Source organism: Skermanella stibiiresistens SB22, assembly GCF_000576635.1.
Taxonomy (GTDB): Bacteria; Pseudomonadota; Alphaproteobacteria; order Azospirillales; family Azospirillaceae; genus Skermanella; species Skermanella stibiiresistens.
In genome coordinates this window covers 52,814-76,056 of sequence record NZ_AVFL01000029.1, presented here as the reverse complement: position 1 = coordinate 76,056, position 23,243 = coordinate 52,814, and the positions used below count along the sequence as shown (strand labels likewise).

The 23,243-nt window shown below is 66.7% G+C and carries 16 protein-coding genes; 9 read left to right on the top strand and 7 right to left on the bottom strand.

Annotation, left to right across the window (positions count from 1 at the left end; all coding sequences use genetic code 11):
• Positions 1–3,999, bottom strand: a 3,999-nt coding sequence (locus N825_RS28320; protein WP_157619590.1) for a non-ribosomal peptide synthetase, incomplete at its 3' end; no start/stop codon positions are given.
• A 308-nt stretch (positions 4,000–4,307) separates the two neighbouring features.
• Between N825_RS28320 and N825_RS28315 the strand changes: the two genes are divergently transcribed.
• Positions 4,308–4,610: a YjiS-like domain-containing protein gene (locus N825_RS28315; RefSeq protein ID WP_037459326.1), complete on the top strand. Its 303-nt coding sequence runs from the start codon at positions 4,308–4,310 to the stop codon at positions 4,608–4,610.
• Positions 4,611–4,637: 27 nt separating this feature from the next.
• Here N825_RS28315 and N825_RS28310 read toward each other — a convergent pair whose 3' ends face one another.
• The gene (locus N825_RS28310; protein WP_037459325.1) at positions 4,638–6,590 is read right to left on the bottom strand and encodes a sensor histidine kinase; all 1,953 of its coding nucleotides are present in this window, start codon (positions 6,588–6,590) and stop codon (positions 4,638–4,640) included.
• Positions 6,591–6,671: 81 nt separating this feature from the next.
• On the opposite strand from N825_RS28310, the gene N825_RS28305 reads away from it, so the two are divergent.
• The 8 genes from N825_RS28305 (at position 6,672) to N825_RS28270 (ending at position 17,487) form a co-directional block, all read left to right on the top strand.
• Positions 6,672–7,490: a 4'-phosphopantetheinyl transferase family protein gene (locus N825_RS28305; protein ID WP_198038929.1), complete on the top strand. Its 819-nt coding sequence runs from the start codon at positions 6,672–6,674 to the stop codon at positions 7,488–7,490.
• 152 nt (positions 7,491–7,642) lie between these two features.
• Positions 7,643–9,166, top strand: a complete 1,524-nt coding sequence (locus tag N825_RS28300) for a hypothetical protein (RefSeq protein ID WP_157619588.1) — start codon at positions 7,643–7,645, stop codon at positions 9,164–9,166.
• A 217-nt stretch (positions 9,167–9,383) separates the two neighbouring features.
• Positions 9,384–9,623, top strand: coding sequence for a hypothetical protein (locus N825_RS28295; RefSeq protein ID WP_037459322.1), 240 nt, complete (start codon positions 9,384–9,386; stop codon positions 9,621–9,623).
• Between the two features lie 236 nt (positions 9,624–9,859).
• Positions 9,860–10,060 carry a hypothetical protein gene (locus tag N825_RS28290; protein WP_037459320.1) on the top strand — a complete coding sequence of 67 codons (201 nt, stop codon included), beginning with the start codon at positions 9,860–9,862 and terminating at the stop codon, positions 10,058–10,060.
• Between the two features lie 88 nt (positions 10,061–10,148).
• On the top strand, positions 10,149–11,651 hold the full coding sequence (locus tag N825_RS28285; RefSeq protein ID WP_051513370.1) for an amidohydrolase family protein: 1,503 nt from the start codon (positions 10,149–10,151) through the stop codon (positions 11,649–11,651).
• 135 nt (positions 11,652–11,786) lie between these two features.
• On the top strand, positions 11,787–13,148 hold the full coding sequence (locus tag N825_RS28280; protein ID WP_037459318.1) for a beta-barrel domain-containing protein: 1,362 nt from the start codon (positions 11,787–11,789) through the stop codon (positions 13,146–13,148).
• Between the two features lie 78 nt (positions 13,149–13,226).
• The gene (locus tag N825_RS28275) at positions 13,227–16,430 is read left to right on the top strand and encodes a peptidase domain-containing ABC transporter (RefSeq protein ID WP_037459316.1); all 3,204 of its coding nucleotides are present in this window, start codon (positions 13,227–13,229) and stop codon (positions 16,428–16,430) included.
• Positions 16,431–16,440: 10 nt separating this feature from the next.
• Complete coding sequence (locus N825_RS28270; RefSeq protein WP_211098420.1) at positions 16,441–17,487, top strand: hypothetical protein; 1,047 nt, start codon at positions 16,441–16,443, stop codon at positions 17,485–17,487.
• Positions 17,488–17,514: 27 nt separating this feature from the next.
• Here N825_RS28270 and N825_RS28265 read toward each other — a convergent pair whose 3' ends face one another.
• From N825_RS28265 to N825_RS28245, 5 genes are all read right to left on the bottom strand, one after another.
• Positions 17,515–18,744: a CaiB/BaiF CoA transferase family protein gene (locus N825_RS28265; RefSeq protein WP_051513368.1), complete on the bottom strand. Its 1,230-nt coding sequence runs from the start codon at positions 18,742–18,744 to the stop codon at positions 17,515–17,517.
• Positions 18,745–18,767: 23 nt separating this feature from the next.
• Positions 18,768–20,051: a TRAP transporter large permease gene (locus N825_RS28260; protein ID WP_198038928.1), complete on the bottom strand. Its 1,284-nt coding sequence runs from the start codon at positions 20,049–20,051 to the stop codon at positions 18,768–18,770.
• Positions 20,048–20,647, bottom strand: coding sequence for a TRAP transporter small permease (locus N825_RS28255; RefSeq protein WP_051513366.1), 600 nt, complete (start codon positions 20,645–20,647; stop codon positions 20,048–20,050). Before N825_RS28255 ends, N825_RS28260 begins: the two co-directional genes overlap by 4 nt.
• An 82-nt stretch (positions 20,648–20,729) precedes the next feature.
• Positions 20,730–21,716, bottom strand: coding sequence for a TRAP transporter substrate-binding protein (locus tag N825_RS28250; RefSeq protein ID WP_037459313.1), 987 nt, complete (start codon positions 21,714–21,716; stop codon positions 20,730–20,732).
• 54 nt (positions 21,717–21,770) lie between these two features.
• Entirely contained in the window at positions 21,771–22,964 is a 1,194-nt protein-coding gene (locus N825_RS28245; protein WP_037459311.1) for a pyridoxal-phosphate-dependent aminotransferase family protein, read from the bottom strand.
• Between the last annotated feature and the right edge of the window lie 279 nt (positions 22,965–23,243).

Sequence of the window (23,243 nt, the reverse complement as noted above, 5' to 3'; positions counted from 1 at the left end):
CTCCGGAGCGGCGGGCCGCGGTGTCGAGACCGGCGCCGGCTCACCGGGGCGGCGGAACCAGACATCGATCCGGCCGTCCTCCATCCCCACCGTCCAGCCCAGCGTCGTTTCCCAGCCATGGGTAGCGGCGAGCGCCGTCATCACCGACGCGTCGAGCCCCTTGGTCGGGTTGGCCGGCGCCGCGTCTAACACGGCGTCCCCTTCCGCCTCGATCCAGTCCAGCGCCGCCAGCGGACGGCCAAGCCGACGATTGGGAATGCCGGAAAGGCCGAAGCCCACCGTTCTCCGAGTCAGGAGATTGGTCAGCGTCTCGATTCCGCCATCCTCGGGCCAGGGGAGCGCCACCGGCGGATCGGCGGGGGGATGGGAGTCCATCGTGCCACCCGCCTTGGTGATCACGGCGTCGTACCGGAAGCGGGTCAATTCGTTGTCGCCCAGCGCCGCCTTGGGCATCGCCAGGGTTCCGGCGACATCCGCGCGGCGGGACAGGGCGGAGAGGAAAGCGGGATCGACCAGGATCTCCTTCTCCCGCTCCACCGCCCGGTCGAGGCGTCGCACCAGATCCGGCCGGGTCTCGCCAACACCGGAGGAGGCCGTGATATCGGCGTGGAAGGCCCGCAGCAGCACGCGGTTGCGCAGATCGCCCAGGAACAGCCGCCCCCCCGGCCCCAAGCGTGCCAGCGCCCCCTCGATCACGCTGATGAAATAGGCGCGGCTCGGGAAATACTGCGCCACCGAATTGATCACGACCAGATCGAAGCCACCCTCGACGCCGTCCAGATCGGCCGCCTCGCGCCGGTCCACCGTGACATGCGCCAACCCGCGCGCAGCGGCGGCCCGGCGCAACCGCTCGACCACCGGTCCGGAGAAGTCCAGGCCGTGGTAGCGCTCGACCGAGGGGGCGAGCCCGAACAGGATCATTCCGGTCCCGCAACCGATCTCCAGCACCCTGCGCGGCGCCAGAGCCCTCAATCTCCCCAGCGTCTCGTCCAGCCAGGCGCGCATTTCGCGGGGAGGGATCGGCGTGTTGGAATAGCTGTCGTTCCAGCCGGAAATGTCGAACTCGCCGGCGTCCCCGCCACCACCATCGCCGCCATAGATCATGTCGAAGGTGGCGCGCCAGCCCTCGTCTTCCTCCGGCTCGATTTCGGCGCCGGGCCGCGCCACGACATACGCGACCAGCCGCTTGGCGTCGCCCTCGCCGCGCGGGACGACCGCGACATCGCCGACGGCGGGGTGGTCGGACAGGACGGCGTGGATCTCGCCCAGCTCTATCCGGAAGCCGCGCAGCTTGACCTGGGTGTCGGCCCGCCCCCGGTATTCCAGATCCCTGGCGGGGGTGACGCGCGCCAGATCGCCGCTTCGGTACAGCCTGCCATTTCCCGCCGGATCAATACCGAAGCGCTCGGCGGTCAGCTCCGGCCGGTTCAGGTAGCCGCGCGCGACACCGGCGCCACCGACCCAGATCTCGCCGACCATCCCGGGGGGAACCGGCTCGCCGTGGTCGTCCAGCAGGCGGATGAACAGGTCGGGGATCGGCTCGCCGATGACGCTGCCCAGCCGGCGCTTGACGTCGCGCCAGCGGATCGGCCGGTAGGTCACATGGACCGTCGTCTCGGTGATGCCGTACATGTTGATCAGGCGCGGCTCCTCGTCGCCATGCCGGTCCAGCCAAGGCTCCAGGCTGGCGAGGTCGAGCGCCTCGCCACCGAACACGACTAGGCGCAGCGCCAGCTCGGCCTCGCGCGGGTCGGCCTCCTCCGCCTGGATCAGCTGGCGGAACGCCGACGGCGTCTGGTTCAGCACCGTCACCTTCTCGCGGCACAGCAGGTCGTGGAAGGCGTCGGCCGCGCGCGCCACCTCGCGCGGGACGATCACCAGGGCTCCCCCATGGGCCAGCGCGCCCCAGATCTCCCAGACCGAGAAGTCGAAGGCGTAGGAGTGGAACAGCGTCCAGACATCCCGGACGCCGAAGCGGAACCACGCGTCGGTCGCGTCGAACAGCCGTGTCAGGTTGCCGTGGGTGACCAGCACGCCCTTGGGCCTGCCGGTAGAACCCGAGGTGTAGATGACATAGGCGAGGTCGTCCGGCCCGACGGTGACCGGGCCGGCGGCGTCGAACGCCGCCGCGTCGGCGTCCGAACAGTCCTCGACCAGGACGATGGGGGCCGCCGTTCCCTCGGGCACCCGCTCCGCCAGCGCCCGCGTCGTCACCACCGCCTTGACGCCGCTGTCCTCCAAGGCGTGGGCGACACGGTCGGTGGGATAGTTGGGGTCGAGCGGGACATAGGCGGCACCCGCGCGCAGCACGCCCAGCACTCCGGCCAGCATCTCCAGCGACGGTTCGAACCACAGCGCCACGCGGTCATCGGCGCCAAGCCCCAACCGCCGCAGGCGTCCCGCGACGGCGGCGGAAGACCGTTCCAGTTCACCATAGCTCCACCGCTGGTCGCGCCAGCGCAGCGCCGTCGCCTCGGCGCGCGCGGCGGCGTGCCGGACGAAGCGGTCGTGGACGCCCTCGGTGAAGGCGGCAGCCGGCATCTTCGGTCCTGTCAGCAGCGCCGCCCTCTCGTCCACCCCGATCAGGGGCAGGCGCGAGACGGGGGTGTCCGGTGACGCCGTGGCGGCGTCCAGCAGGGTCACGAACTGGCGGGCCAGCCGCTTGATCGACTCCGCCTCGAACAGGTCGGTGTTGTAGGAGAAGACGCCGGACAGCGCGCCGTTATCCTCCCGGATGAACAGTTCCAGGTCGAAGCGCGCCGCCTCCTGGGTCAGGAGCGGTTCCACCGAGAACGCGCCGTCGGAAGCCGGCGGCGGAGTGGGGTCGAGCAGCGTGAAGGCGACCTGGAACAAGGGATTGCGGCTGGTGTCGCGCGGCAGGTCGAGCGATTCCACCAGGATCTCGAACGGCAGGGTGGCGTGGTCGAAGGCTTCCAGCACCAGACCGCGCTGGCGCTCCAGCAGCGCCGAGAAGCCGGGCTCGCCCGAGAGGTCGCCGCGCACCACCACCATGTTGACGAAGAAGCCCACCAGCCCCTGGGTTTCCAGCCGTTCCCGGTTGGCGAGCGAGGTACCGACCGGCACGTCGTCCTGGCGGCAGTGGCGCGACAGCAGCACCTGGAACGCCGCCATCAGCGCGGTGAACTGGGTGGTGCGGGCGGTCGAGGCCAGCTTCCGCAGCCGATCGGCCGTGGCGGCCGGAACGGTGAAGGGAACCAACGCGCCGTTGAAGCTTTGCAGGCGGGGGCGCGGCTTGTCGGTCGGCAGGTCCAGCACGGGCAGCCCGGCCAGCCGCTCGCGCCAATAGGCCAGATCGCCGGCGATCCGCTCGGGGCCGTGGGTCTCGCGCTGCCAAATGGCGAAGTCTGCGTAGTCGATCGGCAGGGGAGCCCAGGCCGGTGCCGCGCCAGCCAGCCGCGACCTGTAGGCCGCCAGCAGGTCACCCGAGAGGATGCCGAGCGACCACGCGTCGGCGGCGATGTGGTGGATGGTCAGCACGATCGCGGTCCGGGCCTCGGCCAGCCGGACCGCCATGGCCCGCAGCGGCGAGGCGCCGAGGTCAAACGGGCGGGCGCTCTCGTCCCGGATCGCCGAGATCAGCGCCGCCGCGTCCTCCGGCCGGTCGCGCCAGTCGCGCGTGTCGACCGCGACCGGTCCCGCTGGCGCCACCACCTGGAAGCCCTCGCCGTCGCGTTCCTGATATTGGGTCCGCAGGATCGAATGACGCGCCACGATGTCGGAAATCGCCGCCTCGAACGCCGCCGGCTCGAACGGTCCGTCCAGCCGGAACGCGAGGCAGATGGTATAGGCCGCGTTCTCGTCCAGCCGGTGCAGGTACCACATGCGGCGCTGCTGGAAAGACATCGGGGCGGGTTCGCCGATGGCGCTGGCGGGCCGTCGCGCGATGCCAGCCTTGACCGCCTGGGATGAAACGGGCTCTTCGTCCAGCAGGAAATCGAGTAGGTCGAGATCAGCTTCGCTGCTGTCGATGTTCGGCATGGCGACGTGAGCTTCCGGAGCGGCGGTTAAAGAAATATTCTAATAATGGTTGCATATTACGGTAATTATCTACCCTGTTCGGACGATGGTTCCGAATGCACTCTACTACTTATTGAGTAAGCATTGGTCAAGCGGGATCGGCGGCGGTGGTCTCATCGGCGCGGTTTCACGGCCGACCCCGCCCAGGGGTGACCGGCAATGCCCGGCAGCTTCGGCGAATGCCCTTTATTTGTCCCAACCGTCCCGGCACGCGTCAACTCTTTGGAAACCGCCCGCGATCACAGTGCCGACCAGCAAAGGAGCCGAACATGAACCTGGTTGAACTGGATCGTTATCTTGTCCGTGGCGATCGCGCGCGCCGCGGTCCGGTGTCGTCCCTCGTCGGTCGAATCGCCCGTATGATCGGCGCCGATCCGCTGTCACGCGCCGAGAAGCGCCTGCGGCGGATGACCGACGAGCAGCTGGCGGATATCGGCGTCACGCGTTGGCAGATCCCCGAGGCGGTGCGCTTCGGCCGGAACGCGTTGTCCCAAGGCGGCGCCGAGATCATCCCGCTGCCGTCCCGGACGCGGCACGCCTCCGGTGGTCCCGACTGGCCGCGCGCCGCCTGATCGTCCCCTGGGTCGTTCCCTGGGTCGTCACGCCGTCGAAATGGTGACGGTGGTGCCCGCCGCTCCCGTCTCGATGGAAACGGTGGCCTCGATCTGGGCGGCCAGCGCTTCGACGATGATGGTGCCGATGCCGGTCGCCCGGTTCGCCGGCATGCCCACGCCATCGTCGGCCACGATCAGGTCGACGCCGCCGCCGCGCCGCGTGAGCGACACCCGGATGGTGCCGGGGCGGTCGCCGGGAAAGGCGTGGCGGTGGCAATTGTCGATCAGCTCGCTCGCCATCAGGCCGACCGCCAAGGCCGTGTCCAGGTCGAGCGTCAGATCGGGATCCCCGCTTACGCCGACACGGATGTCCGGCCGCTCCCGACGCGCCGCCAGCGCTTCCGACAAATCGGCGAGCTGGCGTAGGCAGTCGATGCTCCTGAGGTTGCCCGAGGCGTAGAACCGCTCGTGGATCGCGCCGATCACGCTGAGCCGCTGGCCGATCGCGTCCAGGCAATCGCGCGCAGCCGGGTCGCGCATCCGGCTGCGCTCGACCTGGATCAATCCCCAGATCGCTTGCAGGTTGTTCTTGACGCGGTGGTGGACTTCCCGCAGCAGCGTGTCCTTCTCGGCCAGCCGCAGTTCCAGTTCCGCCTGGGTCAGCTTCAGGTCGTTGATGTCCAGCGCCACCGAATCCCAGGCGACCGAGCCATCCGCCTGCAACGTCGGGCGGGCGACGGTGCGGACCCAGGTGGGACGGCCATCGCGGGCGAGGATGCGGACCTCGAAGATCGCGGGCTCCAATGTGCGCGCCGAGTGGCGCAGCGTCGCGATCCAGGCTTGGCGATCCTCCGGGGCGATGATCCGTTCGGCCACCCGCTCGACCGTTTCGGGCGCCAGCGCCGCCTCGCCGTTCAGGTTGAGCAGGGATCGGCCACCCTCGCTGACATAGGGAAAGCTGAGGCGGCCGTCCGGATGGAGCACGCGGCGGAGGATCAGGCCGGGGAAATCGCCGGCGATCCGGTCGAGCCGGCGCTCGGACTGGCGTTCCGCGTTCAACTCGATCAGTCGGGACTCCGCCGCGTGGCCGCGCCGCATGCTGGAGATCAGCGACGAGCCCAGCCACGCCGCCAAGGCCAGCGCGAAGACGCCGCTTCCCGCCGCCAGGGCTAGGTTCCGCCGACTCGACTGGGCGATCATCTCGAACGGAGCCGCCGCCGTCACCGTCCAGCCGGCGCGGCGGAGCCGGCGGGCTCCCGCCAAGAATCGCTGACCGTCGCGGTTGACCATCGGGAACACCTGGCGGTTATTCCTTATCCCGTCACCCAGGGTCGCAGCCGCCTCGGTGCCGATCCAGTCGTCCCCTGGATCGGGCGATTTCGAGCGCGCGATCAGCCGCAGGTCGCCGTCGATCAGGGCGAAGCGCCAACCCTGTCCGGGCTCGTCGAGTCGCAGCGGTTCGCTGAACGACCAGGCCCGGATGCCGATCGACAGCACATGGGTCACCGGTCCGCCGATGCTGGCGCGCACCGGCACCCGGAACGTCACGAAGGGGTCGGACTGGCGGTCCCGCGCCCGGAACACCCCGCCGATCGCGGGCAGCGCCGTGGCGATCACCGCCTTGTTGCCTTCCGGATCGAGCAACGGCGGCAAGCGCGAGCCCAGGGCGAAACGCATGTTGAACAGCGGCCGCTCGCCATCGCTCAGCAGGACGTTGATCCAATTGGGATGTGTCGCCATGATGGAGCGGCAGCGGTGATACAGCTCCTCCACTCCCGCTGGCGTGTCGAGCCGGCTGCTCGTGGCAAGGGTTTCGAGGGCGGTCAGGTTGCGGATGATCTCGCCGTCGATCGACGCCGCCACCGTCCGCGCCGCTTCTTGGATCGTCCGGTCGAGTGCCTTCCTCTGATGGTTGTCCAGCACCAAGACCATGATCGCGGAGAACAGCAGGATGGGGAGCAAGGCGGCCAGGAAACTGAGGTGGGCGCGTTTGGGCACGGCTTGGCCTGGGTCCGGGGTGAAGTCGCGATTGCAACTATTAGTTATTGCCAGATTGTTAGGCAAACTGAAAGTCCGGCGATGATCCCGAATGCCTCGGATCTGGAGATTTTCCTGGTAACGTCGGACCGGATCACGCAGCCGGATGTTCTAGCCGCCTATCTGGCCCTGCTCGCCCCCGAGGAACGCGTCCGCCACGACCGTTTCCTGAACGAGCGTGCGCGGCACGAACATCTCGTCACCCGGGCGTTGGTGCGGACCACCCTGTCACGGGCGACCGGGGTGCCGCCGGAGGCGTGGCGATTCACCGCCAACAGCCATGGCCGGCCCGAGATCGCCGCACCGGCTGGGTTCGAACACCTCCGCTTCAACCTGTCCAACACCAGGGGATTGGTCGCCTGCGCCATCGCGCAAGACCGTCAGGTCGGCATCGACGTGGAATCCCTGGATCGCGGCGCCGACCTGCTGGAGATCTCGGACCGCTTCATGGCGCCAGCCGAGGCCGCCGACATCCGGGCCTGTCCCGAGGCCGACCGGGCGCATCGCTTCTTCACCTATTGGACGTTGAAGGAGGCCTATATCAAGGCGCGCGGCCTGGGCCTGTCGATCCCGCTCGACCAGTTCGCCTTCGACCTTGGCGACCCCTCGGTCCCCCGCGTCACCTTCGATCCGGCGCTGGACGACGACGCCGGCCGCTGGGCCTTCGCGCGGTATCAGCCGACTGGGCGGCACCTGATGGCGGTGGCGGTCGAGCGCCATCCCGGCGAGGCCGATCTGCGGCCCAGGATCCACCGCGTCGTGCCGCTGGTCGGCGATCCAGTTCCGGTGGAGCCGACGGCGCCGGTGACGACCATTAAGGATGATGATCCTCGCTCGGCAAGACCACACATGATTGTATGATCCGAAAACAACATTGATCGAAAAATTCATTCGCGTAAAATCGCGACGCTCAAATCTCCGGATAGCGATGATCTTGAGCTAACGAAGGTTTTTGAAACAGAGGATCGTTCTTTGTTTCACGGAACCCACGCGTATGGATCGAGGATAATCCCATGTCTGAAACCGGGGGAGCCGACCAAGTAAAAGAAGATGACCGGGATGTCGCTGACACACCCGATGCTGACGCCGCGCCCGCCACAGCGCCTCGAGACCATCGCATCGCGGACAAATACGTCTATGCCTCCCTTATGGTCGGGCTGGTCCTCACCATCGCCGGCTTCATCGGCACGATGAACGCGCAGAACTATACCACCGGCGTCCATTTTTCCGCTCTCGTCCTCTGCGCGGGGCTGGCGATGGTACTGGTCGCGTTCAGTGGGACGATCACCGGGACATGGAAATCATGGGTCATGACCGGCGCCATCGCCGCGGCACCGATGCTTTTCCTTCTGCAATGGCAGTTGCAACCCGATCCCGCACCCGCCGAGTCTTCCCAGACGGTCCAGGGGAACCTCGGGAACTCCAAGGGGCTGCCGGAGGCCAATCTCTATACCCTGTCGGAAACCCTGTATTCCCGGCGTCATCCGAAGACCCAGGCGATCCAGTTCGTCGCCCTCGAACAACAGATCACCAACTCCGACTACTTCTCGATCCAGGTCGGCGACGACCGCGACGAGCCCGCCGTCCCTGGGTCGCCTCCCAGCTTCACCATCCATTGCGTTCCGACAAAGCTTCTCAAGGACAGCATGAAAGCCAAGAAGATGCTGTCGCTCACCTTGCAGAAGGCGTCCGAAGCCTCCGGTTCGGAGACTTGGTTCGTTCAGGACGAGAGTGGCAAAAGCCACGGTGTCTTCCGCCGCGACGTCTGTCCTCCCATCGCCGCCAGCGCGAACTCCACGGAAGCTCCCGCCTCCCGGCACGCCGGTCTCCCGCTTCCGGAGATCCTGTCGAACCTCGTCATGCGTCCGGCACTCGCGTTCGACGGGGGTTCCGACACGACGTTCGAGGAACTGATCCAAGCGCTGGAGGCGAAGTCCTCGAACCAGAGGACGGCGGCGCGGCTGGGGCTGGCGGAGCGCTCGGCGCGAAATCCGCGGCTATTCGCGACGATGGCCGCGGCGTGGCAGCCGGATGTCTCGTCATACCAACGCACACTGGGACTGCTCGTCGCCTGGAATAGAGCGATCCGTATCGACAGGAGCCGCGTGGTCGAGATCGCCGCGTCGCTGGACGATCGGCAGATCCTGTCACTGATCGCGCACTCCGGTTACGCCGACGAAACGATCGCCAGCAACGCCGCCAACCTGACGTCGTGGCTGCTTCAAGGCACGAATTGGCCGAACGGCGTCAAAGGAGCCAAGGCGCGTCTGATCATCGACTCCGTGTTGGAAGGGCTTCGCGCGCCAGACGCTTACTTCCGGCGCTTGGATCTCAATCCCAAGACCTACTCGGCCCTGGCCTTGACGCTGGGATTGGCACAGGCGGTGGAATGGAGCCATTGCGACATCCCTCCGGGCGATCTGCCAATCTTCCGGGGGGCCGTGGAGGACCTGCGAGCGGCCAATCCCGACATCGCCGCGGCGAAGTCGCGCACGCTGGAGGGGCTTTCGAAATGCGGCGCGGGTGGCCGCGGTTAACCGCCACCCCACCGCCCTTGGCATCTGGGGTAACTTCCGCGCGGCCCCGACCAGACGCCGTCCGCCTGATCCCCGTCTGTCGGGTTCCGGACTCCGCCACGCCAAAACCTGCCCCGCTCGGAAAGCAAACCGTCGCCCTGATCACGCCCGCCCCCTCTCGCGGTGAGTGCCACCCCCTCGGGTTCCTCCTGACCGGGGCCGCGCGTCATGGACGCGCTTGGCCGTCCGCTGGTCATCTGGGGCGCGCTGCCGCGACTTCTGGTGCTGCCCTCCACCGCCGACGTTCAGCGAGAAGGTCGCCATCCTGGACATCCGCCTCGACCGCGGCGTCTCGCTGTTCGGCGTCCAGCTCGGCTTCGACACCATCATCGTGATGGCGCTGATCACCATCGGCCTCGGCCTATCCTGCCGCGTCCTGTCCCGCGCCGCCCACGACCACGCCCGCCGGATCGGCTGACTGGCTGGAAGGATGAGGGGAGCGGGCTCATCCGCGGGATGGATCCCTTATGCGCTAACTTAAGGCTTGGCCACGTCAGAAGCTCCGCCATCCTCATCGAATTCCGTCATGCGCGGGCTTGGGCGCAGGGTTCATGACAGCAACGCTTAAGTTAGCGCTTATGGCACTTGATCCGGGGATCCACTCCGCGGGATTGTCTCCCTTCCTCGCGACGCTGCCGCCTATTGGAACAAGCCATGCCATCCATCACCACGAAGACCGTACCGGATGAGGTTCCTCCCGGCGTGCCGCCACACGCGGCGCGCGTCAAGCTGGGGACGTTGCTGACCGAAATCGGCGAACAGGCCGGGGGCGTCGATCTCGATCCCCAGCGCGACGATTCCCCGGCCGAGCCGATGAGCTTCGAAGGAGCCGATCGCGCCCACCCGACCCGGTGACCCGGCCATATAAAGACTGGAAACACGGCGGCGGAGTTTCAGATCAAGGGTTTGGCGATCCCGCCCCGCCCCGTCGAAAGGCCCTCCGATGCCGCACGACCGCCGCGTCTTCCCCGGTTCCCATCCCCTCGCCGTCAGCCGCCGCTCGCTCCTCGGAAGCATGGCGCTCGGCGGACTGGCGCTGTCAGCGTCCCTTCCCTCCTGGCGTTCCGCGCTGGCCGGCCAAATCACCCGCCAGCCGCCGCCGCGCGGTGAGTTCGTCATTCGCGGCGGTTACGTGCTGACGATGGAGCCGGGAGTCGCCGACCTGCTCCAAGGCGACGTGCATGTCCGCGATGGCGTGCTCGTCGCGGTCGGCGAAAACCTCGCGGCTCCCGGCGCCGAGGTGATCGACGGCGCCGGGTTCATCGTCTCGCCCGGCTTGGTCGACACGCATTGGCACATGTGGACCTCGCTGATGCGCAACATGGCCAACGGCGTCCCCGGCAGCGGCTATTTCCAGGTCGTCACCCAGGTCGGATCGGCGTTCCTGCCCGAGCACATGTATGCCGGGACGCTGCTGTCGGCGGCGGAGGCGATCAACGCCGGGATCACCACGGTGCACGACTGGTGCCACAACATCCGAACACCCGAGCACGCCCGCAGCGGCCTCCAGGCGCTGGGCGACGCCGGCATCCGGGGCCGCTTCTCCTATGGACCCTACCGTCCGCTGTCGCCCCAGCAGCCGCTGGACGTGGCGGACTTCACGCGGCTGCATGACCAGTGGGCGGAGTTCGCCAACGGCGGGCTGTTGAGCCTCGGCCTCGGCTGGCGCGGTATCCAGACCGTTACCCGGGAACCCGGCGGCGGGAGCAGCCAAGTGCCGGTCGATCCCGCCGTGTACCGCGCCGACTTCGACGCGGCGCGGGAACGCGGCCTGCCGGTTTCCCTGCACGCCAACTCCACCCCCGGCGACCACGGTCACATCGCGGCGCTGGACCGGCTGGGGCTGCTGCACGAGGGCTTCCAAGTCGTCCACGCCACCCATATCACGCCCGCCGAGGTCGAGGCCATGGCTCGGCGGGGCGCCGTCGTGACGCTGTCGCCGTTCTCGGAGATGACGATCGGCTATGGCATCCCGCCGGTCAGGGCCTTCCTGGAGGGCGGCGTGACGACCGGCCTGTCGGTGGACACCACGCCGCTGACGGGAGACGCCGACATGATGGACATCATGAAGCTCACCCACAACCTGTACAACGGCCAAGCCGCGTCGGAATTCGCCACGACGGCGCGCCGGATGCTGGAACTGGGCACGCTGGAGGGCGCCCGCTCGCTCGGCCTGTCCGGCGTCACCGGGTCGCTGAGGGCCGGCAAGCGGGCCGACCTGATCATGATCGCGACCGGGGGGCGCTCGGACGCGATGTCCATGACGCCCGCCACGGACAGGGCTCACATGATCGTCCACTCCGCCAGCGCCGCCGACATCGACACCGTGGTGGTTGACGGGCGGTTGTTGAAGCGGGGCGGCCGGCTGACCTCGATCGACACGGCGGAGCTGAAACGCAGCGCCGCCGCCGCCAGCGACTTCGTCAGGAACGCCGCACCCGGCTGAGTTCCGCCCCCGACCTGGACGCTGCCGTTAATCATCCCTTCAGCAGAGATGGGCGATCATCCCGCCCACGACTATTTGAGCCAAATTCTCCCTGAATTGGCGGCGCTGGGGTGAGGGGATATCGCGGTAGGACCGATGGCCACGAAGAAAAGCCAGCCCGTCACGATCGACACGGTCGCGTCGGGCAAGCTCAGGCATCCCATCAAGGCTGGTAACCTGCTGACCACGGCGTCGAACTTCGTTCTGCATGGCCCGGTCTACCTGATGGTCGTCTCCGCCATCGCGATGATGATCTATTCGGTGTTCGCGTCCAAGGACTTGCTGGTGATGGCCCCGATGACGCTGCAACGGCAGGCGGTGTCGGTCCAGGCGGTCGGCGGCGGCTTGATCGAGACGCTGGAGGTCGGCGAGAACTCCGCTCTGTCCGCCGGCGACCCGCTCGTCATCATCCAGGAGAAGATCCGCGCCGCCACCACGCCGGAGCAGGAGGCGATCCAGCGCCAGATCGACGACTTGCAAATCCAGGAGCGCGAGTCGCTCAAGGAGTACGAGTTCCGCTCCGACCAGTTGGAGTTGGACCGGCGCAACCTGTCGCAGCGGCGCTCGACCGAGCAGGCGGCGATCGACAACCGGATCCGGCAGATCGAGATCCAGGTCCAGACCTCCCAGCGTGCGCGCGCCGGGATCGAGGAGGACCTGAGCGACGCGCGCCATGACTTGGCCGGCAAGCAGGAGTTGTTCGCCAACCGCGACATCCCCCAGATCGACCTTCAGCGGGCGCAGAACCGGGTCAACGACCTGCAACGCGCCGCCAACAACGCCGAGGCCGAGATCCAGAACGTCCGGCTGAGCCTGGAGACCGCCCGGGGCGAGCGCCGCCAATTGGCCGAGACCTATTCCCAGGAACGGCTGGACAACGAGATCCTGAACGTCCGGCAGGCGCGCGAGCGCGACCAGAAGCTGATCGCCGACAAGGTGCTGGACCTCAACAACCGGCTGCTGCGGTCGCGCACGCTGGTGCCCGGCGTCCGCTACGAGGGCAACAAGGCCTATTACACCAGCCTGGAGGACGGCATCGTCACGGGCGTCCACGTCCAGCGCGGCGTCATCGTCAATCCGGGCGCGCCGATGCTCACCATGGTCCGCAACACGGCGCCGCTGGAAGGCTTGGCCTATGTCCAGAACCGCGACATCGGCAAGATCCGGCGCGGCCAGAAGGTCCAGATCAAGTATTTCGCCTATCCCTATCAGGAATACGGCATCCAGAACGGCGTGATCTCCGACATCGCGACACGGCCCGGCGCCGTCGCGGAGCAGCAGTCCAAGTACCTCGTCACGGTGGCGCTGGAACGCGAGACCATCGTCAGCCGGACGACGGCGCCCAAGGCGCTGGAGATCGGGCTGGAAGGCGTCGCCGAGATCAAGATCGGCGAGAAGCGGTTCATCGAACTGTTCTTCGCCCCCGCGTCGCGCTTCTTCCAGGGAGAAGAGGAATGACCCAGACTCCCGCCCACGCCCAGTCCTCCACCCAGTCCCCCGCCCCGTCCCCCGCCCCGGCCCACGGAACACGCTGACATGGACACGATCGAGACTGTCAGGAACACTGCGGCGACGGAAGCCGTCCGCTCCGTCCTTCAGAACCACGTGCTGTTCAACGTGCTGCCGACCGCCGAGAAGCGCGCGATCGAACTGCTGCTGGAGGTCCGCCACGTCCCGGCGGGCAAGCGCCTGTTCACCCAAGGCGCCGCGGCGGACGGCATGTATGTCATCCACGACGGACGGGCGCGGCTGAAGGAGAACATCGGGTCCAAGCTGGTCAGCGTCGGGCTGATCGAGCCGGGCGCCACGATCGGCCAGACCTCCCTGCTGGAGGCCGCCAAGTGGCCCCACCACGTCATCGCCGAGACGCCGCTGACGCTGGTCTGCCTGCGGGCGGACCGGGCGCGCATGATCATCGCCGAGAGCCGCGTCGTCGAGGAGCACTTCAAGCGCTATGTCGGTCTGGTCGAGGTCGGCGAGCGGCTGCGGGCGCTGCTGGGCAACGCCACATATACCGCCGAGGAGTTCTCGGACCTGCTGTCCAAGATGGGCGTCAAGCTGATCCGGGCTGACACGGCGGTGTTCAACCAGGGCGACGCCGACCCGCGCCTGTACTTCATCGAGAGCGGCGCCGTCGAGCTGATCCGGGCGCCGATCCAGGGCGATCCGATCTCGCTGTCGCGCTGCGGCCGCGGCACGCTGATCGGCGAGACCGGCGCCCTGCCCCGCCGCTCGCCCAAGGGCATCCAGACCTATACCGCCAAGGCGCTGACCGACGTCACAGTGCTGGTGATCTATCAGCAGACGGTCGAGCGCATCCTGGCGCTCAACCCCGAACTGGCCCAGCGGCTGACCCAGCGGGCCCGCGACGTCGAGCAGATCGAAGCCGACGAGATCGCCGCCCGCAAGCGGGCCGAGGGCGTCGACCTGCGGATCAAGCTGGCCGAGGGGCTGTCGGAGGACGAGTTCCGCGCCGCCGCCAAGGTCAAGGCCGCCACCAAATTCGCGGTGATCCGCCAGAACACCCAGGCCGACAGCGCCGCCGCCTGCCTAGCCATGGTGATGGGCCATTACGGCCGCAAATTCACTCTGGGCCAGATGCAGGAACTGACCGGCCTCAACACGCCGGAGATCAACCCGGACGAGATCATCCGGAGCGCCGAGACCCTGGGGTTCCGCGCCAAGGGCTACGCCCTGCCCTATTCCGCGCTGAAAGGGCTGAAGCTGCCGGCCATCCTGGGCTGGCAGGGCTATCACTGGGTCGTGCTGCTGAAGGCGACCGACCGCGAGGTCGAGATCGTCGACCCCGCCCTCGGCATCCAGAAGATCAAGCGCGACGAGTTCATCACCTCGTGGACGGCGGCCGACGTCGCCGGCGTGCTGGACCGGCGGCCCGATTGCGGCGTGCTGATCCTGCTGGAGCCGACCGTCAAGTTCGAGAAGGAGGAGGAGGCCAAATCCTCCATCCGGCACTTCATCAACTACATCATCCCGTACCGCAAATACTACGGCGAGGCCATCCTGGCGGCGGTCGTCATCAACATCCTCGGCCTCGCCTCGCCGCTGTTCATCCAGACCATCGTCGACAACGTCGTCGTCCACCACGACGTCGGGCTGCTCAACATGATGCTGGGCGGCATGGTGCTGGTGGCGCTGCTGACGACGGCGATGTCGGTGGTCCAGAGCCTGCTGCTGGCCCACACGACATCGCGGCTGGACATGCGCCTGATGTCGGAGTTCTACCGGCACGTCCTCAGCCTGCCGATGGACTTCTTCCTGACCAAGAACAAGGGCGAGATCCTGGCCCGGTTCGGCGAGAACCAGAAGATCCGCGCGATCCTGACCGGGTCGACCATCACTGTGCTGATGAACACGCTGATGATCGTGCTCTATTTCCTGATGATGTTCGCCTACAGCCTGCCGCTCAGCCTGATCGTGGTCGTCTTCATCCCAATCTATATCGGCATCGTCGTCTACTTCACCCCCAAGATCAAAGCCATCGCCCAGGAAATCTTCATCACCAACTCGCAGTCGCAGTCCTACCTGATCGAATCCCTGAACGGGATCGAGGCGCTGAAGGCGACCAGCAACGAGTATTTCGCCCGCGCCCGCTGGGAGAACTCATTCGTCGAGAACGTCAACCGGAGCTTCCGGCAGCAGAAGCTCAGCCTGATGTCGAACAGCCTGTTCAAGCTGGCGACGCTGGCCTCCAGCATCGCGGTGCTGTGGATCGGCGCCAACCAGGTGATGAGCGGGAGCATGAGCATCGGCGAGCTGATGGGCTTCAACATGCTGATGGGCTTGGTCACAGGGCCGGTGACCCAGATGGTCAACCTGTGGAACGAGCTTCAGGAGGTCCGCATCGCGATCGACCGGGTCGGCGACGTGCTCAACGTCAAGTCCGAGCACGTGACCGTCTCGTCCGCCGACAAGATCCAGACCCAGGTCCGCAACCTGGAAGGCGAGATCAAGTTCCAGAACGTCAACTTCAGCTACAATACCAACGACCAGAAGCGGTCGGTCATGCATGGCTTCGACCTGACGATCCAGCCGGGCGAGCACGTCGCCTTCGTCGGGCCGTCGGGCTGCGGCAAGAGCACCATCGCCAAGATGGTGCTGGGCTTCTACAAGCCAGCCTCCGGCGATCTGACGATCGACGGCAAGGACATCAAGACGATGGATCTCAACTCGCTGCGCCGGAACATCGGCGTGGTGCTCCAGGACACCTTCATCTTCGGCGGCACCGTGGCGGAGAACATAGCGCTGGGCGATCCGGAGCCGGACATGCAGGCGGTCCAGGAGGCCGCCAAGATGGCGGGCTCGGAGGATTTCATCATCAATTTCCCGCTGGGCTACCAGACCCGCATCGGCGAGAAGGGCATGGGGCTGTCGGGCGGCCAGCGCCAGCGCGTCGGCATCGCGCGGGCGCTCTATCGGCGGCCCAAGATCATGATCTTCGACGAGGCGACCAGCGCGCTCGACAACGAGTCCGAGGCCCGCATCACCCAGGAGCTGAAGACCGTGCTGGTCAACCGCACCTCGATCACCATCGCGCACCGGCTGACCACCGTGATGGACAGCGACCGCATCTGCTTCATCAAGGACGGCAAGGTCCAGGAACAGGGCACCCACGCCCAGCTGATCGACCCGGAGTTCCTGAAGGAGAACGGCTACACGGGGCTGTACTACCAACTCGCCCGCACCCAGTTCGACCTGCCGCCGCTGCCGGCCTCTTCCTGAAGCCTTGACGTTGCCCTTAGATCATGTCAGCAACTTGGTCGCTCACCCGCCAGTATTCATCGAGCCACCAAGCCTGGAGCCCGACGCCATCCAAAAGTCCCGCACCGCACTGGTGACCATGGCGATCGGCACCGACTACCAAACCGCGTTCCAGCGATGGTACCTGCCGGGATGGCGGAGTTATTGCGAGCGGCACTGTTTCGACCTCTATGTCATCGACCAGCCGGTGGACCAGTCGGTCGACCTGTCGCGGAAGAGCCTGCATTGGCAGAAGCTGCTGATGCCGTCGCTGCCCCGGCTGCGCGACTACGACCGCGTCGTCTGGGTCGATGCCGACATTGTCATCAATTCGAGGATCGCGCCGGACCTGACGGCCGGCGTTCCGCCCGAGCGCATTGGCGTGGTCGACGCGACGCCCGGGATGGTGGCGCCGGACGACACCTTCAACCAGTATGGCCGCTTCCTGCTGCTCAACGCGCTGCTCATGACGTTCAAGAACGCGTCGCGGGCGGACGATCACCGCACGCTGGTCGCGGACATGACGGTCGAAGACATGTACCGCCTGAAGGGACTGACGCCGCCGGTGGACAAATACGTCAACACCGGTGTCATCGTCTGCTCGCCGCGGCATCATGCGGAATACCTGCTCGACATGTATATGCGCTATGACGCCGATATCTGGGACTTCGAGAACTCGGCGGTCTCGTGGGAACTGCTGTCGGCCGGCATCGTGGATTTCATCGACCCGAGGTTCAACGTAGTCTGGGCCTGGGAAGCCGCCTTGCACTATCCCTTCGTCCACGATCTCGATTTCTACAACGCCAATACCGATCTCGTCCGGATGTGCGTCAACACGGCGTACCGCAACGCCTTCTTCCTCCATCTGGCCGGCTCCATGGCCAAGGTGCTGGCGCCGGCCATCGATCGGGAGGCGGACACTATCGCGGAGTTGGTGATCGGCGATTACGAGCGCCGGCGGGCCAGCATCGACATGGTGTCCTGCGCCGAAGGGGAGGCGATGATCCGGAATTCCACCGGCGTGCGCTGGCCGTTCTGAACAGCCGGCGCCGCGCCGGTGGGCTGATCAGCCGATGGCCCCCGCCCCGGCCAGCCGCTCGATCTCCTCGTCGCCATAACCCAGTTCCGCCAGGATGGCGCGGCTGTCCTGGCCGAAGGTCGGGGCCCCCCGGCGGACGCCGCCCGGCGTTCGGGAGAACTTGATCGGCAGGCCGAGGGTGTCGACCGGGCCGGCCTTGGCGTGCTCGACCGTCACCACCATGTCGCGCGCCCTGGTCTGCGGATGGTCGTGCATCTCGGCGATGGTCAGGACGGGGCCGGCGGGAACGCCCGCCCGCTCCAGCACGGCCAGCCAATCGGCGGTCGAGCGCCGCCGGAAGATGGCGTTCAGCACGGCGGTCAGCTCATCCAGGTTGCCCATGCGGCCGGGGTTGGCGGCGAAGCGCGGGTCCTCGGCCAGCTCCGGCGCCTCGATGGCATCGAGCAGGCGCAGCCAGTTGGACTGGTTGGCGGCTCCGACATTGATCCAGCCATCGGCCGTGGGGTACGCCTGATAGGGCGCGTTGAGCGGGTGGGCGGAACCCATCGGCCCCGGACTGACGCCGGTCGCCAGCCGGATCGCCGATTGCCAATAGGTCTGGATGATGCCGGCCTCGAACAGCGAGGTGTCGACCTTCTGCCCCCGTCCGGTCTTGCCGCGCTCGACCAGCGCCGCCATCACCCCCATGCAGGCCAGCAGGCCGGCGGAGATGTCGGTCACCGGCGCCCCGACCTTGACCGGCGGACGGCCATGGCCCTCGCCGGTGATGCTCATCAGGCCGCTCATGCCCTGGGCGATCAGGTCGAAGCCGGCGGCGTCGGCCAGCGGGCCGGTCCGGCCGAAGCCGGAGATCTCGCAATAGATGATGCCGGGATTGATCGCCTTCATCGCCTCGTAGCCGAAGCCCAGCTTCTCCATCGTGCCGCGCCGGTAGTTCTCGATCACCACGTCGGCGTCGCGCAGCAGGCGGTGGAGCACCGCCTTGCCCTCCTCCGTCTTCAGGTCCAGCGCGATGCCGCGCTTGTTGCGGTTCATCATCATGAAGGCGGCCGACTCACCCTCGATCGCGGGCGGAAGCATGCGGCGGCTGTCGTCGCCGCCGGGCACCTTCTCCACCTTGATGACGTCGGCGCCCATGTCGGCCAGCATGAGGCCGCAGACGGGCCCCGCCATGATATGGGCCAGTTCGACCACCTTGATGCCGGCCAGTGGCCCGGCCACGGGTTCGTCCACCGCGTTCTCGCGTTCCTCAACCATGCGTCATTTTCCCTGGTTCACCATCATCCGTAGAATACATCGACCAACGCCAGCGACAGGGCCGGCACGTAGGTGCAGATCATCAGAACGACCAGCAGGACGCCGATGAAGCCCAGGTTGACCTTGGTCGTCTCCCAGATATCGGCCCGCGCGATCGAGCAGGCCGCGATCAGGACGCTGGCGACCGGCGGGGTCTGCTGGCCGATGGCGAGGTTCAGCGTGACCACCAGACCGAAATGCACCGGATCGATGCCGAGCTGGTGGATCAGCGGCATGACGATGGGCACCACCAGGATGATCGCCGCCGCCGAGTGCAGGAACATGCCGAGGATCAGGAAGGCGACGTTCAGCAGGGCCAGCACCGCGTATTTGTCGTCGGTGAGCGAGGTGATGCCCCGCGCCAGCTGCTGGGGAAGCTGCGCCTCGGTCAGGAAGGTCCCGATCAGGGCGGAACTCGCGACCAGCAGCATGACGACGGCCGTCTGGATGCCGCCGTCGACGCAAGCCTTGTGCAGCTCCCGCAGGTTCAGTTCGCGGTAGATGAACAGGCTGATGAACAGCGCCGTGGCGACCGCCAGCCCGGCGCCCTCGGTCGCGGTCACGAAGCCGCCGAAGATGCCGCCGAGGATGATCACCGGCAGCAGGAAGGCCCAGGCGGCGTCCTTGAAGGTGGACCAGACGCGGCTGACCTGGAACCGCTCCTCGACCGGGAAGTTCTTGCGGACCGCGATGATGTAGGCCGTGAGGGCCAAGCCGACGGCACCCAGGATCCCCGGAATGATTCCGGCCACGAACATCTTGACCACCGACGTCTCGGCCATGACGGCGTAGAGGATCATCGGGATCGACGGTGGGATGATGATCGCGAGGCTGGAGGCCGAGGAGCAGATGGCCGCCGAGAACTCCTTGGAATAGCCCCGCGCCCGCATCGCCGGGATCAGGATCGTGCCGAGCGCCGCGACGCCGGCCACGGCGGAGCCGGAGATCTCCGCGAAGAACATCGAGGCGCCGATCACCACCATCGACAACCCGCCCCGGACGAAGCCGAACAATGCCGAGGCGAAGGCCACCAGCCGGCGCGAGATGCTCGACGCGTTCATGATGGCGCCGGCCAGGATGAACAGCGGGATGGCCAGCAGCGGGAAATTGGTCGATCCGTCGAACATGACGAGGGCGACGTTGGGCAGCATGTCCACGCCCTGCGTCAGGACGATCGCCGTCATGGCGACCAGGCCAAGCGCCACCGCGATCGGCACGTTGAGCAGGACCAGCGCGAACAGGCCGCTGAGCATGAAACCGATGGTCATCGGCGCGAACCTCCGTGGAGCGCTGGAGCGGGAGCCGCGGCGGCGACGCCCTGGGCGCCGGAATGAACGGGCGGCGCCTCGATGCCCGGCAGGGCGTCCTCCAACTCGTGATCGACGAAGCCGTCACCCAGCGCCGACTTGATGACGTCGGGCAGGCGCAGCAGTTCCGCGATCATGAACAGGACGGCGCCAACGGGTATCACGGACTGGGTGAGCTGGAGCGGGATGCTGGGCAGGCTGACCAGGGTGTCGCCTTCCAGGATCATCAGCACCTCCATCCCGGTATAGGTCAGGACGATGAAGAACAGGAAGACGCAGGCCTCGCCGAACAGGGCCACCGCCAGCCGCAGGCGCGGTGGCATGGCGTTGACGATGCCGGGAAAGCCGATATGGGCGCCGCGCAGGGCCGCCAGGGCCGAACCATAATAGGTCAGCCAGGCGAGGCCGATCGACGCGACCTCGTCGTACCAGACCAGCGAACTGCCGAAACTACGGAAGACGAAGCCCGCGATGATGATGAGGGTGAGCGCCACGACGAGGAAGACGACGATGGCCTCGAGCACGCGACCGAAGCCGGCGCGCAGCATGGGGAGCATGGACAAGGGAACGCTCCTTCGGGGAGGACGGAGAAGCCGAGCGGCCGTCCCGAGGACGGGACGGCCGCGATGCCGCGGGCGGTCAGGAACCGGATTTGGCGAGTTCCTGCGCTTTCTGGATCAAGTCCTTGGCTTCCGGCACCTGGGCGGCGAAGTCCTTGTAGATGCCCTCGCTGGCGGCCACGAAGACACTCTGATCGACCTGGTTGACCTGCATGCCGCCGTCCTTCAGCTTTTGCAGGAAGTCCTCGTCCATCTTGGCGGCGATCTCATAGATGACGGGCTGGGTTTCCACCGCCGCTTCGGTAAGCGCCTTCTGGATCTCGGGACCATACTTCCTCCAGCTCCGGCCGGCGGTCAGGTAGGCCGGCGTGTAGACGTGGTTGGTCATCGACAGGAATTTCTGCACCTCGTAGAAGCGCGACGGGTAGATCTGGGCCAGCGGGTTTTCCTGCCCGTCCATCACGCCGGTCTGCAACGCCACGAACACTTCGGAGAAGGCCATCGGGCTGGGATTGGCGCCGTAGGACTGGAACATCTTCACGCGCCAGATGCCGCTGGGGACGCGCAGCTTGATGCCCTGGAGGTCGGTGGGCTTTTCGATCGGACGCTTGCTGTTGGTGATCTGCCGGAAGCCGTTCTCCCAAACGCCCAGGATCTTGAAGCCGTCCTTCTCAGCCGCGGGAGCCATGACCGGCATGACGATCTCGTCGCGGAGGCGGGCCATGTGGGCGCGGTCCTTGACCAGATAGGGCAGTTCGAACAAGCCGAAAAGCGGCACTTCCGACGACATGACGGTCGAGGGCAGCGCCAGATCGACGGTGCCGAGCTTGAGCTTCTTCAGCAGTTCGGAATCGCCGCCGAGCTGGCTGGAGCCGAACACCACGATCTTGGCTTGGCCGCCCACCTTTTCGTTGACCCGGCGGGCGAACTCCTCCGCCGAGAGCGCGAGCAGCGATCCGGGCTCGCCGACATGGCCGAGCTTGATCTCGGTCTGCGCCGAGGCGGCGTTGGCGAAGAGCGAGCCGGCGAACAGCACCGACGCCAGCAACTTGCGGTTAAAGGACATCTCGTTCCCTCCCAAGGGTTTCTATTTTTTGACGATGTTCGGCGGTGCCGCGGTTCACTCTGCGGCTTTCTTCGCTTCCCCGCCGTTGCCTTCCAGAAAGCGCATCGCGGCGTCGAGCCCGCCGGAACGGTGCGGGATGCCGGCGACGCTCAGTCCCATCTCGACGCCGGCCAGGGTGCCGGCCAGCGAGAGGTCGTTGAAGTCGCCGAGGTGGCCGATGCGGAAGACCTTGCCGGCCAGCTTGGCCAGACCGGCGCCCAGCGACATGTCGAAGCGGTCCAGGATGACGCGGCGCAGCTCGTCGGCGTCGTGGCCGTCCGGAACCATCACGGCGGTCAGCGCGCTGGAATACTCGGCCGGCTCGGCGCACAGGATCTCCAGACCCCAGGCGCGAACGGCGCGGCGGGTCGCCTCCGCGTGGCGGTCATGCCGCGCGAACACGTTGGCCATGCCCTCCTCCATCAGCATGGCGACCGCCTCGCGCAGGCCATAGAGCAGGTTGGTGGCGGGGGTGTAGGGGAAGAAGCCGTTCTGGTTGGGCTTCGCCATGTCCTGCCAGTCCCAGTAGGACCGCGGCATGCGGTTGTTCCGGCTGGCCGCCATGGCCTTCTCGGACACCGCGTTGAAGCTCAGGCCCGGTGGCAGCATCAGACCCTTCTGGGATCCCGCCACCGTGACATCGACACCCCACTCGTCGTGGCGGTAGTCGATCGATCCCAGCGACGAGATGGTGTCGACCAGCAGCAGCGCCGGATGTCCCGCGCGGTCGATCGCCTGTCGCACCAGGGGAACGCGGGTGGTGACGCCGGTCGAGGTCTCGTTGTGGACGACCATGACGGCCTTGATGGCGTGGCCCGTGTCCTCGCGCAGCTTGGCCTCCACCACGCCGGCATCGACGCCGTGACGCCAGTCGCCGGGCACGAACTCGGTCTCGATGCCGAATCGCTGGGCGAGGCCGCGCCACAATGTCGCGAAATGGCCCGTCTCGAACATCAGCACCTTGTCGCCGGGCGACAGCGTGTTGACGATCGCCGCCTCCCACGCGCCGGTCCCGGAGGCGGGATATATCACGACCGGCTGGGTGGTGCCGAAGACCGGCTTGATCCCGTCGAGGACTTCCCGCCCGAGCTTTTGGAATTCCGGACCGCGATGGTCGATGGTCGGCCGGTCCATCGCCCGCAGGATGCGGTCGGGAACGTTCGTCGGGCCCGGAATCTGAAGGAAGTGGCGTCCGCCGCGATGGGCCATCTTGGTGTTTCTCCCCTGTCTGTTCTTCAGCCCGGAAAGCGCTTGTTGTTTCCCATCCGGATCATGACAGCCATTTTGCATTCAAAATTAGGGTCAGGCAACCTTGTTTGATGAGGGGCCTGATGAATCCGAACCGCCGCACGAGATTAAAAGAACCAAATCTGCTGAAAATCGGAAGTTATAAGCTAGTTTTAAGCCTCTCCTGGTTGTTTTGAACCTGGATTGGTAGGGGCCCCACGAATGCGCGGGTTCGAACGATTGGCATTTTGCATTCAAACC

Coding starts and splice junctions, on each gene's coding strand:
- N825_RS28315 (WP_037459326.1), top strand. CDS start 4,308: ATGAACCTGGTTGAACTGGATCGTTATCTTGTCCGTGGCGATCGCGCG.
- N825_RS28305 (WP_198038929.1), top strand. CDS start 6,672: ATGATCCCGAATGCCTCGGATCTGGAGATTTTCCTGGTAACGTCGGAC.
- N825_RS28300 (WP_157619588.1), top strand. CDS start 7,643: ATGTCTGAAACCGGGGGAGCCGACCAAGTAAAAGAAGATGACCGGGAT.
- N825_RS28290 (WP_037459320.1), top strand. CDS start 9,860: ATGCCATCCATCACCACGAAGACCGTACCGGATGAGGTTCCTCCCGGC.
- N825_RS28285 (WP_051513370.1), top strand. CDS start 10,149: ATGCCGCACGACCGCCGCGTCTTCCCCGGTTCCCATCCCCTCGCCGTC.
- N825_RS28280 (WP_037459318.1), top strand. CDS start 11,787: ATGGCCACGAAGAAAAGCCAGCCCGTCACGATCGACACGGTCGCGTCG.
- N825_RS28275 (WP_037459316.1), top strand. CDS start 13,227: ATGGACACGATCGAGACTGTCAGGAACACTGCGGCGACGGAAGCCGTC.
- N825_RS28265 (WP_051513368.1), bottom strand. CDS start 18,744: ATGGTTGAGGAACGCGAGAACGCGGTGGACGAACCCGTGGCCGGGCCA.
- N825_RS28260 (WP_198038928.1), bottom strand. CDS start 20,051: ATGACCATCGGTTTCATGCTCAGCGGCCTGTTCGCGCTGGTCCTGCTC.
- N825_RS28255 (WP_051513366.1), bottom strand. CDS start 20,647: ATGCTCCCCATGCTGCGCGCCGGCTTCGGTCGCGTGCTCGAGGCCATC.
- N825_RS28250 (WP_037459313.1), bottom strand. CDS start 21,716: ATGTCCTTTAACCGCAAGTTGCTGGCGTCGGTGCTGTTCGCCGGCTCG.
- N825_RS28245 (WP_037459311.1), bottom strand. CDS start 22,964: ATGGCCCATCGCGGCGGACGCCACTTCCTTCAGATTCCGGGCCCGACG.